Origin of the sequence: Pararobbsia alpina (assembly GCF_902859895.1) — a bacterium.
GTDB classification, from domain to species: Bacteria; Pseudomonadota; Gammaproteobacteria; order Burkholderiales; family Burkholderiaceae; genus Pararobbsia; species Pararobbsia alpina.
Map to the genome: position 1 here is coordinate 109,571 of NZ_CADIKM010000012.1, position 13,150 is coordinate 122,720.

The 13,150-nt window shown below is 63.0% G+C and carries 10 protein-coding genes and 2 pseudogenes; 4 read left to right on the forward strand and 8 right to left on the reverse strand.

What is annotated here, in order from left to right:
- Positions 1 to 288 precede the first annotated feature (288 nt).
- Positions 289 to 1,323: a substrate-binding domain-containing protein gene (locus HV670_RS14700; protein WP_175105521.1), complete on the reverse strand. Its 1,035-nt coding sequence runs from the start codon at positions 1,321 to 1,323 to the stop codon at positions 289 to 291.
- Between the two features lie 101 nt (positions 1,324 to 1,424).
- Here HV670_RS14700 and HV670_RS14705 point away from each other — a divergent pair, with 101 nt between their 5' ends.
- A complete protein-coding gene (locus HV670_RS14705) occupies positions 1,425 to 1,718 on the forward strand; it encodes an acylphosphatase (protein WP_175105522.1) in 294 nt (97 codons plus the stop codon).
- Positions 1,719 to 1,746: 28 nt separating this feature from the next.
- On the opposite strand, the gene ydiK is transcribed toward HV670_RS14705, so the two are convergent.
- Positions 1,747 to 2,868 carry an AI-2E family transporter YdiK gene (ydiK, locus tag HV670_RS14710; RefSeq protein WP_246257431.1) on the reverse strand — a complete coding sequence of 374 codons (1,122 nt, stop codon included), beginning with the start codon at positions 2,866 to 2,868 and terminating at the stop codon, positions 1,747 to 1,749.
- A 239-nt stretch (positions 2,869 to 3,107) separates the two neighbouring features.
- On the opposite strand from ydiK, the gene HV670_RS14715 reads away from it, so the two are divergent.
- Entirely contained in the window at positions 3,108 to 3,965 is an 858-nt protein-coding gene (locus HV670_RS14715) for an NAD-dependent epimerase/dehydratase family protein (RefSeq protein ID WP_175105524.1), read from the forward strand.
- 407 nt (positions 3,966 to 4,372) lie between these two features.
- Here the strand turns inward: HV670_RS14715 and rpsU are convergent, their stop codons facing one another.
- From rpsU to HV670_RS31020, 3 genes and pseudogenes are all read right to left on the reverse strand, one after another.
- Positions 4,373 to 4,585 (reverse strand): 30S ribosomal protein S21, encoded by a 213-nt coding sequence (gene rpsU, locus HV670_RS14720; protein ID WP_175105525.1) that lies wholly within the window; start codon positions 4,583 to 4,585, stop codon positions 4,373 to 4,375.
- 322 nt (positions 4,586 to 4,907) lie between these two features.
- Positions 4,908 to 5,500, reverse strand: a pseudogene (locus HV670_RS31015) (IMPACT family protein).
- A 5-nt stretch (positions 5,501 to 5,505) separates the two neighbouring features.
- The gene (locus HV670_RS31020) at positions 5,506 to 6,165 is read right to left on the reverse strand and encodes a Rossmann-fold NAD(P)-binding domain-containing protein (RefSeq protein WP_246257433.1); all 660 of its coding nucleotides are present in this window, start codon (positions 6,163 to 6,165) and stop codon (positions 5,506 to 5,508) included.
- 187 nt (positions 6,166 to 6,352) lie between these two features.
- Here HV670_RS31020 and HV670_RS14730 point away from each other — a divergent pair, with 187 nt between their 5' ends.
- Positions 6,353 to 6,766, forward strand: coding sequence for a VOC family protein (locus HV670_RS14730; protein WP_175105526.1), 414 nt, complete (start codon positions 6,353 to 6,355; stop codon positions 6,764 to 6,766).
- Positions 6,767 to 7,165: 399 nt separating this feature from the next.
- Here HV670_RS14730 and HV670_RS32225 read toward each other — a convergent pair whose 3' ends face one another.
- The 3 genes and pseudogenes from HV670_RS32225 to HV670_RS14745 form a co-directional block, all read right to left on the reverse strand.
- On the reverse strand, positions 7,166 to 8,020 hold the full coding sequence (locus HV670_RS32225) for a DUF2242 domain-containing protein (RefSeq protein WP_175105527.1): 855 nt from the start codon (positions 8,018 to 8,020) through the stop codon (positions 7,166 to 7,168).
- Positions 8,021 to 8,466: 446 nt separating this feature from the next.
- A pseudogene (locus tag HV670_RS14740) lies at positions 8,467 to 9,408 on the reverse strand (SMP-30/gluconolactonase/LRE family protein).
- Positions 9,409 to 9,415: 7 nt separating this feature from the next.
- Complete coding sequence (locus HV670_RS14745; protein WP_175105528.1) at positions 9,416 to 10,999, reverse strand: aldehyde dehydrogenase (NADP(+)); 1,584 nt, start codon at positions 10,997 to 10,999, stop codon at positions 9,416 to 9,418.
- 266 nt (positions 11,000 to 11,265) lie between these two features.
- Between HV670_RS14745 and araD the strand changes: the two genes are divergently transcribed.
- Positions 11,266 to 13,122 (forward strand): L-arabinonate dehydratase, encoded by a 1,857-nt coding sequence (gene araD / locus HV670_RS14750; protein WP_175105529.1) that lies wholly within the window; start codon positions 11,266 to 11,268, stop codon positions 13,120 to 13,122.
- Positions 13,123 to 13,150: the final 28 nt, after the last annotated feature.

Here is a 13,150-nt window from a genome sequence, read left to right on the forward strand (position 1 = left end):
CGATGAATCGCAAGCGCAAAACGGCGAAAACGTAAGAGGCGCATTGACGCAAACTCGGCGCGGGAGCCTTGCCCGACAAGGATTCCGGAGGGGGAGAGAAGCGCGCCCGCGTGCGCGGGTCGCGCGGGAGGCCGCGGGTAAACATCGATCCGTGCTGCCGGGTCACGGGCGCCAAGTCCATGCGGAAGTTGAACCACGACAAGCGCGGCGGTACGCGCGGACCTCCCTCTATATTCAAACGAGGTTCAAACGAGTCGGAATACGCAACGGGGTCAAGCGCCGCCCGTGCTACTTCTCCTCGCTCGCATCGCTCGACCGCGCCTTGAACTGCAGCGGCCAGACCTCCTGTACGAGCACGCGCTTGTCATGAGTGCGCGTGCCCGGGAGCCTGGCGAGGATCGCCTCGGCCATGCGCATGCCGAGTTCTCGGACCGGGATCGAGAAGCCCGTGAGCCGTGGCGACAGGTAGTCGGGCATCTCGCCGGTCAATACGCCGCCGCTGATCGCAATGTCCTTGCCGGGCCGCAGCCCGAGTTCGCTGAGCTTGCGGTACGCACCGATCGCCATGCAATCGCTCTGGAACAGGATCGCGGTGGGCGGCGTCGGCGAGGCGAGCAGCCTCTCCGTGATGCGATAGCCGCCGCGTTCGCTGAGCTCGTCATGCAACGCGAGCGAAGCGTCGAAGCGCAGTCCGAAATGCCTCAGCGCGCGTTTGTAGCCCTTGAGATAGACATGCGCCTGCATCGCATCCTGGCCCGGCATGCCGATGGCGATGCGTTGATGCCTGAAGCCCACCAGTCGCGCAATGGCCTCCTGCGCCGCTGCTTCGAAGTCGAGGTCGAGCCATGCATGGTCGCCGCCGGAGTCGCTGCGGCCGAACGCGACAAAGGGAAATTTCTGCTTCGCGAGATAGTCGAGACGCGCGTCGTGGCGGCGCGTGCCGGACACGATCAGCCCGTCGACCTGGCGGCGCTCGACGATCCGCCTGAGCCGGCCCAGCTCGTCTTCATCCGAATTGCTCTGATAGATCGCGAGGTCGAGCTGGTGCTGGGCCAGCACCGCCTGGATGCCGTCGGCCAGCGTGAGAAACAGAGACAGTGTGTAGTTTTCTTCGGGATTTCGCATCGGCAGCATCAGGCCGATCGTGTCGATGCGGCCCTTGCGAAGGCTCTCGGCGGCCTTGTTGGGTGAGTAGCCGAGTTCCGCGGCCGCCTCGAGTACGCGCTGGCGGGTCGCTGCGCTGACTTCGTCGCTCGCGTTCAACGCGCGTGAGACGGTCGCGATCGACAAGTTCAGATGGCTCGCCAGTTTCTTGATGCCCACGTCGTCTCCGGTTGTTCGGCGGGATTATAGGTCCTGACCTTCGCGATTGCCCCAGACGTCCTAGAATATCGCCGACCACGAACATGCAGGGAGAAGCAACGATGCGCAGAGGGCTCGAAGAACGTGTCGAGACGTATAACGTCCGCGTCCAGGGACGGGTGCAGGGAGTGGGCTACCGCAACTCGACGGTTCGCCGCGCGCATGAACTCGGCATCGGTGGCTGGGTGCAGAACATGGAAGATGGCACGGTCGAGGCCGTCGTCCAGGGACCGCCCGATCAGGTCGACCGGATGCTGGAGTTCATGCGGCGCGGGCCGCCCGCGGCCCGTGTGATGGCGCTCGAAAGCGAGCGCAGCTACGCGGAGCGCCGCTACGACCGGTTCGAGCAACGCTAGGACCGGTCCGCCGCCACGGTGGCTCGCCTCAGTCGTCCTTCGGTTCGTCGACGGACGGCACGAGCAGTGCCTCGACCACCGGATCGTCCGAGTGCTGCTGGGGCATGTCGTCAATCCACGCGCGCAGCAAGGTGTAGGTCACGGCCAGGATCACGGGACCCATGAAGAGCCCGACGATCCCGAACGCGAACATTCCGCCGAGCACCCCCGAGAGGATCAGCAGCATCGACAGGTCGACGCCGCGCCGGATCAGCATCGGCCGCAGCACATTGTCGAGCATCGCGACGAGCACCGTCCAGATGATCAGCAGCACGCCCCAGACATGCGCATCGTGCCAGAACAGCCAGATGATGCCGCCGAGCAGCGGGGGGAGCGGGCCGATCTGCGCGAGACAGAACATCAGCATCAGGGCGGTCAGGATGCCCGCGCCCGGTACGCCGGAGATCCACAGGCCGAGGCCGCCGAGCGCCGATTGCGTGATCGCGGTCACGATGATGCCGAGCGCGACCGCGCGGATCGCGAGACCGGTCAGGCGGATCGCAGCCGTTCCGCGCTCCTTCGCGACACGGCTCGCAAAGCGCATCACGATCCCGGCGGCAGCCTCGCCGTGCATATAGAGAATACCGCTGATGATCAGCGTGATGAACATATGGATCACGAAAGCGCCGACGACCGCCGCATGGCCGAGTAACCAGCGCGCCGCAACCGTGATGTAGGGCTCGAGGGTCGCGAGTATGCCGCCAGGGCCTGCATCCGACAGTCTCTGCCATTCTTGCGCGATCCGCATGCCGATCAGGGGGATGTCCGTGACCCAACTGGGCGGCGGCGGCAGCGAATAGCTCGGCAGTGCCTTGATCGAGTCCATGATGTCGCCGCCATGGAGCGCGAGCGTTGAAATCGCCTCGTACATCGGGAGCACGATGACCACCAGCAGCGCGATCAGCATGAGGGTGGTCGCGAGCCAGCGCCGGTTGCCGAGGCGGCGCTGGAGTCCCAGCATCAGCGGCCAGGTCGCGACGACGATCATCGTCGCCCAGATCAGCCCTGGGATAAACGGCCTCAGGATATAGAAACTGCCGGCCGCGAGGGCAGACAGAATCACAATGACCAGAAGGTTGCGGGCTAGATCGACGTGTTGCTCTCGGTTCAACAATATGGGCTCCAGGAGTGGCGGGCGCATTGTGCGGGTTCCAGCATCCCATAAATCGCTTCGTGGAGACCGCCGGCACGCGAGCGTGCGCTTTTCGACAACAAGGATAGGCGATCTCGGGGCCAACGGGTTCGATTCATCGGGGCCGAAGCTTTGGGCGCACGTGAGTTCATTTCAAACGGCCGACGCGAATCGCGGTTACGCTAACGATCGCACGACAACCCACAGGAGACAAATGTATGGCAAGGATCGTAGTGACAGGCGGCAGCGGCAAGCTCGGTCGGGCTTGCGTGGCTGACCTGCTCGAACATGGCTATGACGTCGTCAACGTCGACGCCGCGCTCCCGGCGCAGCGCAATTGCCCTTTCGTCAAGGTCGATCTCGAAGACCTCGGGCAGACCATCGAGGCCCTCTCGCAGGTCGATGACCGCTTCGACGGCGTCGATGGTGTCGTGCATCTGGCCGCGATTCCGGCGCCCGGCTTGCAGCCCAACGGCGTGCTGTTTCGCACGAATACGATGACGACCTACAACGTGTTCGAAGCGGCGCGGCGGCTGAAGATCCGCAACGTCGTATGGGCGTCGAGCGAAACCTTGCTCGGCCTGCCACTCGACATCCCGCCCCAGCGCATTCCGATCGACGAGGAATGCGAGCCGCGGCCCGAAACGGCGTATTCCCTGTCGAAGCTGGTCGGCGAGGAGATGGCCAAGCAGTTCTGTCGCTGGGACCCCGAGCTCAAGATTGTCGGGCTGCGATTCTCGAACGTTTTTGAGCCGTCCGAGTATGGTGCGTTTCCATTCGATGACAAGCCGGCCTCGCGCAAGTGGAACCTGTGGGGCTATATCGACGCGCGCGACGGTGCACAGGCCGTCCGGCGCGCGCTCGAAGCGCCGTTGAAAGGTGCCGACCATTTCATCATTGCGAATGCCGACACCGTGATGACGCGTTCGAATCGTGAACTGGTGGCCGAATTTTTCCCGACGGTACCGTTCACCGAACCGAAAGGACCCAACGACACGCTGCTGTCGATCGAAAAGGCTCGCCGCATCCTCGGCTACCAGCCGCAATTCAGCTGGCGCAAGACGTACTCGGCCTGACGCTCGAAGCGAACCTTTACAGGGGGAGGCGGCGGTGCGAGTGGTTCAACATCCATTCGTGCTGCCGCCGCGCAGGCCAGCAAACCTCACGTGCAGACGCTTTGAATCGGGATGGGGATGACTCGAAAACGAAGGACCTGAATATGCGTAGCGAGAAATTCTGGACGTGCCAAAGCGCGTCACACTCATTCAAACGGTGACGTTGGACAGTCGATCGGCGCGGGGACGAACTACCGGATGAAGCCTGAAGGGTGCACACACTTCAAATGCACCGCAGGTCACGTCCGGGAGACGAAATTCGCTGGCGCGAATTCGCATGATTCACCGGCACGTTCCTGCGATCCACAGCGGTTACAACGCAAGCACGCAAGCCGATGAACGCTGGCTCGCGTCGTGCATCGAAACGCTCAATACATCTTCTTCGGCAACTGATCGCGACGCAGGCGCTTGCGCAGACGGGCGACAGCAGCAGCCTTCTTGCGCTTGCGCTCGGTCGTCGGCTTTTCGTACGAGGTACGCGCACGCAGTTCGGTGATCAGGCCATTGCGCTCGATGGTACGGCGGAAACGGCGCAGCGCTACGTCAAACGGCTCATTTTCCTTGATATGAACGGTCGTCATGCAATCCTTCAGTTGAATGTCAGGGGGGTGCTCAAATTGCCGATCGCAATCGGCAGGGGTCATCCGCCAGTCTTTCATCGCGGAGACGAGAACGCGCAGTATACACGTCCTCGCGGTTTCCTCTGCCGTTTTGCGCCAATTCGGATAGCGTGAAACGCGTTTTTTTGGCCAATCACGCTATTTCGATGTGTCAGTTGGACTATCGGTATGCGGATTTGCTTAAGTTTTAAGCAGATTGCCGATTTTCCAGCAGACATCTCGCGTGGCCCGCGCGTTCATCCGAGACTTGAATTATCGCAGATTCAAGCGCGGCCGCAGGACTTCACTCCACGTCCCTGAACACACCACGGCCATGCGTGAGGTCGCGTAGTTCGTTGCGTGCACTGGCCTCGGTCGAAGCAGGCAAGCGCACGACCAGCCCGACTTTCATGCCGTAGGCACTGGCCGCGAGCGTATGGCCATGCTGGTCGAGCCAGTGGCGCACCCGCGTTTCGTCGGAGTAATCGATCTCGATCGCAAGCTCCGTATACGCGATGCGCTCGACACGTTGCGCACTCTGCATGGCGTTCGCAATCGCGTCCGTATAGGCACGCACGAGGCCGCCCGCGCGAGCTTGATGCCGCCGTAGTACCGCACCACGGCGGCGAGTACGCCGTCGAGATCGTGGTGCCGCAGGACTTCGAGAATGGGCCGTCCCGCGGTGCCTGAGGGCTCGCCGTCATCGGACATGCCCGACTGGCCGCCCGCGAGCAAGGCCCAGCACACATGGGTGGCGCCGGGGTGTTCGGCGCGCAGTTGCTCGAGCACGAGCATGGCCGCCGGGCGATCGGCAACCGGTGTCGCGATGCCGATAAAACGGCTCTTGCGAATCTCGAGTTCGACTGTGACGGTGGATTGCAGGGTGTAGGAGGGCAAGGCGCTCAGAGGGAATTGATGTCGGGATTCTCGAGCACGGGCTTCGGATAGCCACGGCGAGCGACCGCGATCATCGCGCGACCGACTTGTTCGGTCGTCGTGATGTGTTTCGGGGCGACGGCGCGCGCGAGGCTGAGGAGGGGCCCGAGTGCCGAATAAAAAAACTGATAGAGCCGCGTCTTCGAACGGATGCCGTGCAGCGGCTGGATGATCCCGGGCCTGAACATGAATGCGGCCTTGAATGGCAGCTTCAGCAAAGCATTTTCGGTCTTGCCTTTGACGCGTGCCCACATGGTGCGTCCATGTTCGGTGCTGTCTGTACCGGTGCCGGTTACATAAACGAAGGTCATCTGCGGGTTGAGCGGCGCCAGCGTCCGGGCTGCGGCCATGGTCAGGTCGTACGTCAGATGGGCGTAGTCGTGCTCGGTCATGCGCACTGACGAGACGCCCAGGCAGAAGAAGCAGGCATCGAAGCCGCTGAGCGCGTGGTCGAGACCCGTATAGTTGAATAAATTCGCATGAACCCGCTCGCGCAGTTTCGGATCGCGTGTTCCCGCCGCATTGCGGCCGACGCTCAGTACCTGGGCGACCTGGGCGTCGAGCAGGCATTCACGGAGCACACCTTGTCCAACCATTCCGGTCGCGCCGAAGATCATCACATTCATCAGTGTCTCCGAGAAGCCTCGGCCATCAGGCTCCTTCGATAGGGGAAGGATGTCAAAGAATGAGTTTGCTCACGCCGTGGGCGCAGGGGCAGTCGTTGGAAAGCTTGCGAATCGCACCAGGCTGAACGCATTGTTGTGCAAATGTCCGCAATTTGCAAAAGTGACGCTCTTGCCTGAAGGAGCCCGCATGTTCACCTATGTCACGCTTGGCAGCAATGATTTGTCGCGTTCGATACGGTTCTACGATCCCGTGATGGCCGCGCTCGGCCATCGCCGCTGCACGGAAGGAGGGGTGACCGAGTGGTTCGAGTGGGTCGGCTGGGGGACATATGAGGACGGCGGGAACGAGCAACTTGCCTTGTGGGTGTGCAAACCGTTCGACAAGCAGGCGGCGACGGCCGGTAACGGCACGATGATCGCGTTCGAGGCGCCCTCGCGTCTTGCGGTCGATGCGTTTCACCAGGCGGCGCTCGCTCATGGAGGGCTTTCCGAGGGGGTACCCGCCGTGAGATTGCACTATGGGCCGACCTTCTATGTGGCCTATGTGCGCGACCCGGATGGGAACAAGCTCGCCGCGGTGTGTCGCGCGGCAGATGCCTAGCCGTACCGGCCGGTTGCTGTATCAAGGCCGATGCGGTGCGGGTGTTGATGTCAAATCCCGGACTAGGGCCGAGGCGTCTCGTATTGAGTTGAAATAATGGCGGCTATCGTGCCCCGTTAAATTCCCTGCATCCTAAGACTGACTTAAGAATCCAAAAGCAAACTTGTTCCTGCAGCTTCCCCTGTGCTGCGAGTGTGCTTTCGGGGCCGCCTGTGCGGCCCCCTTTTTTTTGTCCGCGAGCAGGCGAGCGAGCACCTCCGCGCATGCCGCAAGGCTGTTTCGGGCCGATTCTTTCATCGGCTTTCCTTCAGGTGCTCAACGTTGGTCGGAGGCCGCAGTGTGCCTATACCCTCGCATCGAGGGTGCTTCCGGTCTGAACGTCAGGACTGCGAGGCTCTTTTAGTTCGGCTGGCCAGTGGTATTCGCCGGCGCGACCGAACTAGCCGCAGCGGTTGGGCTCGCTGATGCCGGCGTGTCTTGCGCAGCACCCGCACCCTTTGCGCCGTTCGCTTCGATTGCGCTTTCCGCGTGAGGCGAACTTCCACTCGTTCCGGCTACCGGGGTTTCTCCGGCCGGGGGCACCGCACCGACCGTCGCGCCTGCCGCAGGTGTGGCAGGCGCGGGCTCCCCGCTTGCCGGTGCCTTGATCGGCTTGACAGGTTCGGGCATCGGCGGCGGCGGAGGCGGTGGCTTCACGAGGGCCGGCTTTTCCGGTGCCGTCGCGATGTAGTACTTCACCAGATTGAAGAAGCGGTCATAGAACACGCCCGCCGGAATCGTCTCGCTCGCGATCTTGACCATCTGGTCATCGCTCGATCCGATTGGCAGCGAGATCGAACCGAGCACGCTCAGGCCCACGCTCGCCGATGTCGTGCTCTTCTTGAGCGTGTAGCGATCTTGCACGGCGCTTACATAGGCGGTGCTGGTCGGACTATCGGGATCCTCCGAAGTACAGACCACATGAAATTCGATCGTTACGTGCGTATCGGAAGTCGGTTGGAAATTCTTGCTGCCATCGACAAGGTCGAAGCGCGTCGACGTCGTCATATAGCCCTGGCTCAGCAATGCGCGGCGCGCGGCTTGGCAGGTGCCGGCGGCGCTCGAGTCGAAGTTGCGCGCGAAGGGGCTGGCCTTGCTGTCGAACTGCTCGGTCTGATAAATGGGCTTGGGCGTTGAGCAGCCGGCGAGCACCGCCAGCACACTGCTCGAGAGAACAAGAAAAGCAAACGACGACAGACCGACTTTGGTGTGCATAGGCGAATTCATTGGAACGGCTGCGCGATCGGCGACGCGTATGTGGTTCGGTTCATGGGCGGCGACGAACAGCCGCCAGGCCATCATCTGACCCTCTCGTGCCTGGACTGTTCGTACCCTCACAGGGTAGCGGGACTGGCTTTCATTGAGCCAACTCCAAGCCATCTCTACGGTCAGCAAGCGTTCTGCACTCAATCATGTCGCGTACTGCTGATCATGCAGCAAATTTTGCCGAGACTCACCGCGCACCGCCGAGACGACATCCTTCGTCATTCCATCGCGCGAGAAGTCCCCGCCGAGCCGCCGTATCGTGCCTTGCCGACGCTCGCACGATACCCCGCAGGAACAAGGCACGCCCGAAGCGGTATGTGCCAGTGCAGCAATTATAGTTTTTTCGCCCGCGTCGCGTCGCGTCTCATCGCGTCCCGTGACGCGGGCCTCGTTTCCTATCCCCCTGCCACGCCCTGCGTATTCACGTACAAGGCATACAGCCCGTGACTCGCGGCCATGAACAGGCGATTGCGATGGCGTCCCCCGAAGCACAGATTCGCACAACGCTCCGGCAGAGCGATATGGCCGATCGGCTCGCCTTGCGCGGTGAACACGCGCACTCCATCGAGTTCAGGGGTACCCATTCCCCAGCCGCACCAGAGATTGCCCTTCACATCGACCCGAAAACCATCTGGCGTACCGTCGCCCGCGTCAATGAGTACACGGCGATTGCTCAGTCAAATGCCATCGCTGGCGACGTCGAACGCAAGAATCTCGCGCGGCTTCTTGCGCGATTCGACGATATAGAGCGTGCGCTCGTCGGGTGAGAACGCGAGCCCATTCGGTCCCTCAATGCCATCTGCAACCATCATGAGCTCGCCTGAAACGGGATCGATCCGGTACACGGCCGGAGCGAGTTCAGATTCCGCCCATTCTCCTTCATAAAAGCCGCTGATGCCGAAGGTCGGATCGCTGAACCAGATCGACCCGTCCGACTTGACGATGACGTCGTTCGGCGAATTCAGGCGCCGCCCCTTGTAACGATCGGCCAGCACGGTGATGCTGCCGTCGTATTCCGTGCGCACGACCCGCCGCGTCAGATGTTCGCATCCGACGAGCCGCCCCTGCCGGTCGCGTGTATGGCCGTTCGCATTGTTCGAGGGCGTGCGCCATGGCGTGACCTGGCCGCTCGCTTCATCCCAGCGCAGGATGCGGTTGTTCGGGATGTCGCTCCACAACAGGCAGCGCGCATCGCCGAACCAGACCGGTCCTTCGGACCAGCGGCATCCGTCGAACAGATGCTCGACGGAGGCATTCGAAAGACGCAGGTCATCGAAGCGCGGGTCGAGTGAACGCACCGCGGGATCGCGATAACGACGATTGGGTTCAATGATCATGGCCGCTTCACCCTTGCACGAGCTTGCCATCGCGCAGGCGCCACAGCGATAGCGGATTGGCATCTTGCAGAGCCTCGGGCAGCAAGGCGGCAGGCAGGTCCTGGTAGCAGACCGGCCGCAGGAAGCGATCGATCGCGCTTGCGCCGACCGACGTCGAGCGGCTATCGGAAGTGGCCGGGAACGGGCCGCCATGGACCATCGCGTACGAGACTTCGACACCGGTCGGGAAACCGTTGACCAGTATTCGTCCCGCCTTGCGTTCGAGCGTCGGCAACAGGCGTTGCGCGATCTCGATGTCGGCTTCCTCGAGATGCAGGGTCGCGGTGAGTTGTCCTTCGACAAACTCGGCGACCGCCCGCATCTCGCTTTCGTCGCGGCAGCGGATCAGCAGCGTCGCCGGGCCAAAGATTTCCTGCTCGAGATCCTTGGCCGCGAGGAAGGCGCGTGCATCGGTTTCGAAGATCGCCGGCTGTCCCGCGCAGGCCGAAGGCGCAGCGGGTTGGCCGCGTCCGACCGGCGACACGCCGCGATGGATCGCGAGCCTTTCGATACCCCGTTCATATGCCTGGTGTATGCCTGGGGTCAGCATCGTACCCGCGGGTTTGGGCTCGACGGCATGCGCGAGTGCCTTGCGCAGGCGGTCAAATTCGTCGCCCTCGAGCGCGATGATCAGCCCCGGATTCGTGCAGAGTTGTCCGACACCCATCGTCAGCGACTCGACGAGCCGGACCGCGAAGTCTTCCGCCCGAGTCTTCAATGCCGCGGGCAGGACGAACACCGGGTTCACGCTGCTCATTTCCGCAAACACGGGAATCGGTTCGGGTCGCTGTGCAGCCAGGCGAACCAATGCCATGCCCCCCGCGCGCGAGCCCGTGAAGCCGACCGAGCGGATGGCCGGATGCGAGACGAGTGCCTCGCCGACCGCGTTGCCCTGCCCATAGATCAGGGAGAACACGCCTTCATGAAGGCCTGCATCCGTTACCGCCTTCTGGATGGCGCGGCCGACCAGTTCCGAAGTGCCGAGATGCGCGGGATGAGCCTTGACCACCACCGGGCAGCCGGCGGCCAGCGCAGAGGCCGTGTCGCCACCCGCGACCGAGAAGGCGAGCGGGAAGTTGCTCGCGCCGAATACCGCGACCGGGCCGACTGGAATATGCTGCTTGCGCAGATCCGGACGCGGCAGTGGCGTGCGGCCCGGCAATGCGGAATCGAGCGTGGCCTGACGCCAGCGCCCATCGCGAACCACCGATGCGAAGAGGTTCAGTTGGCCGACCGTACGCGCGCGTTCACCTTCAATGCGCGGTCGCGGCAGACCCGTTTCCGCCATGACGCGTTCGACCAGTGTGTCGCCGAGCGCGAGAATGTTCTTGCCGATGGCTTCGAGGAAGGCCGCGCGAACTTCCGGCGTGGCGTTGCGATACGAATCGAAGGCTTCGCCGGCGAGCTCGCAGGCCTGCGCAATGACCTTTTGCGCGGCGAGACCGAAGGCGGGCTCCATTTCCTGGTTCAGGGCCGGGTTCAGGGCCCGTTGTGTTCCTTCCGACCCGAGGACGGCCGATCGGCCGATCAACATTTCACCGGTGACTTGCAACTGTAACCTCGTCGTTCAATGAGTGATGTCTTGCAGCACGGCTGCGCGACCAAAGACCGATTGTAGGCGAGGAGTGTGCCGGGCGTTTCGCGAGCGGGTAGCGAGGGAGTGGTCAGGATCGGTCCGAATTGACGTTGCGACAACTTGTATGACAACATCAGCTTCAAAGAGAAGCTTTCGGGCGCCAGGCGGCCGGCCGACGTATGTCATCAGGGCGTGTTCGGCCGTTGCCGTCGCCCCATGCAGGGACCAGGAGACAAACCGCGATGTCCGAGCAGAAACCCAGAAAAACCCCCGAAGAACTTCGCAGCCATCGCTGGTATGGCGTCAAGGACCTGCGCTCGTTCGGTCATCGGTCGCGCACCGCGCAGATGGGCTTCGGCCGCGAAGAGTACGCAGGCAAGCCGGTGATCATGATCATCAACACCTGGAGCGACATCAATCCCTGCCATACGCATTTCAAGCAGCGTGTGGAGGAGGTCAAGCGCGGCGTCTGGCAGGCCGGCGGCTTTCCGGTCGAGATGCCGGCCATGACACTGTCCGAACCTTTTCAGAAGCCGACGACGATGCTCTATCGCAATCTGCTCGCGATGGAGACCGAGGAGATCCTGCGCGCCTATCCCGCCGACGGCTGTGTGCTGATGGGCGGCTGTGACAAGACCACGCCTGCGCTCGTGATGGGTGCCGTCTCGATGAACCTGCCGATGATCTACATGCCGGCCGGCCCGATGCTGCGCGGCAACTGGAACGGCGTGACGCTCGGCAGCGGCTCCGATACGTGGAAATACTGGGCCGAGCTTCGTGCGGGCAAGATCACCGAGGAAGACTGGCAGGAGATCGAAGGCGGCATTGCGCGCTCGCCGGGACATTGCATGACGATGGGCACGGCCTCGACGATGACGAGCGCGACCGAAGCGCTCGGCCTGATCATGCCGGGCTATTCGTCGATTCCCGCGCCGGATTCGCGCCATGCGCAGATGGCTTCGCTGACCGGCCGCCGTATCGTCGAGATGGTGTGGGAGGATCTGAAGCCGAGCGACCTGCTGACCCCTGCCTCGTTCGACAATGCGGTGACGACGGTGCTTGCGCTGTCGGGCTCGACCAACGCGGTCGTCCACCTGATTGCGATGGCTCGCCGCAGCGGCATCGACCTCGATCTCAAGCGCTTCGACGACCTGGCGCGCCGCACGCCGGTGCTCGCGAATCTTCGCCCGGCCGGCAAGTATCTGATGGAAGACTTCTACTATGCGGGCGGCCTGCGTGCGCTGCTCGTCCAGTTAGGCGATCTGATCGACGGCAGTGCATTGACCGTCAACGGCCGCACCCTGGGCGAGAACATCGCGGGAGCCGAAGTGTTCAACGACGATGTGATCCTGAGCAAGGACAAGGCGCTCATTGCGTCCGATGGTCTGGCCGTGCTCTATGGCAATCTCGCCCCGGGTGGTGCGGTGATCAAGCCTGCTGCCGCCGAGCCGCATCTGCTTGCGCATACGGGCAAGGCAGTCGTGTTCAAGGACTACAACGACATGGCTGCGCGCGTCGACGATCCGGCGCTCGATGTCGATGAGAACTCGGTGCTCGTCTTGCAAAGCGCGGGGCCGCTCGGAGCGCCGGGCATGCCCGAATGGGGCCAGCTCCCATTGCCGAAGAAACTGCTCGAGAAAGGCGTACGCGATATGGTGCGCATCTCCGATGCACGCATGAGCGGCACGAGCTATGGCGCCTGCGTGCTGCATGTGACGCCTGAGTCGCATGTCGGCGGTCCGCTCGCGCTGGTGCGCGAAGGCGATCTGATCGAACTCGATGTTGCGGCCCGCAAGCTGAACCTGCTCGTGTCCGAGGCGGAACTCGCGCAACGCCGGGCCGCGTGGGTGCAGCCGCCGAGCAAATTCACGCGGGGCTATGGCGTGCTCTACGCGGCCCATATCCAGCAAGCGGACGTTGGCTGTGACTTCGACTTCCTCGAGACGGACCACGTCGAGCCGGAGCGGCAGGCCGATGCGGCAAGTGCGGCGGCACGGCCGGCCGCGGGTTCCTCACAGTCAGGCCGCAAGGATGGCCGGGCGGATGTCCGCATGGATGTGAAGCGGGCCGCACCGAACGGCGAGCCGGAGATTCACTGAGCGCGGAGATTCCCCGGGACTGGAGACT

Bases quoted from the DNA above. Each gene is read 5' to 3' on its own strand.
- HV670_RS14705 (WP_175105522.1), top strand. From the start codon at position 1,425: ATGCGCAGAGGGCTCGAAGAACGTGTCGAGACGTATAACGTCCGCGTC.
- HV670_RS14715 (WP_175105524.1), top strand. From the start codon at position 3,108: ATGGCAAGGATCGTAGTGACAGGCGGCAGCGGCAAGCTCGGTCGGGCT.
- rpsU (WP_175105525.1), bottom strand. From the start codon at position 4,585: ATGACGACCGTTCATATCAAGGAAAATGAGCCGTTTGACGTAGCGCTG.
- HV670_RS31020 (WP_246257433.1), bottom strand. From the start codon at position 6,165: ATGAATGTGATGATCTTCGGCGCGACCGGAATGGTTGGACAAGGTGTG.
- HV670_RS14730 (WP_175105526.1), top strand. From the start codon at position 6,353: ATGTTCACCTATGTCACGCTTGGCAGCAATGATTTGTCGCGTTCGATA.
- HV670_RS32225 (WP_175105527.1), bottom strand. From the start codon at position 8,020: ATGCACACCAAAGTCGGTCTGTCGTCGTTTGCTTTTCTTGTTCTCTCG.
- araD (WP_175105529.1), top strand. From the start codon at position 11,266: ATGTCCGAGCAGAAACCCAGAAAAACCCCCGAAGAACTTCGCAGCCAT.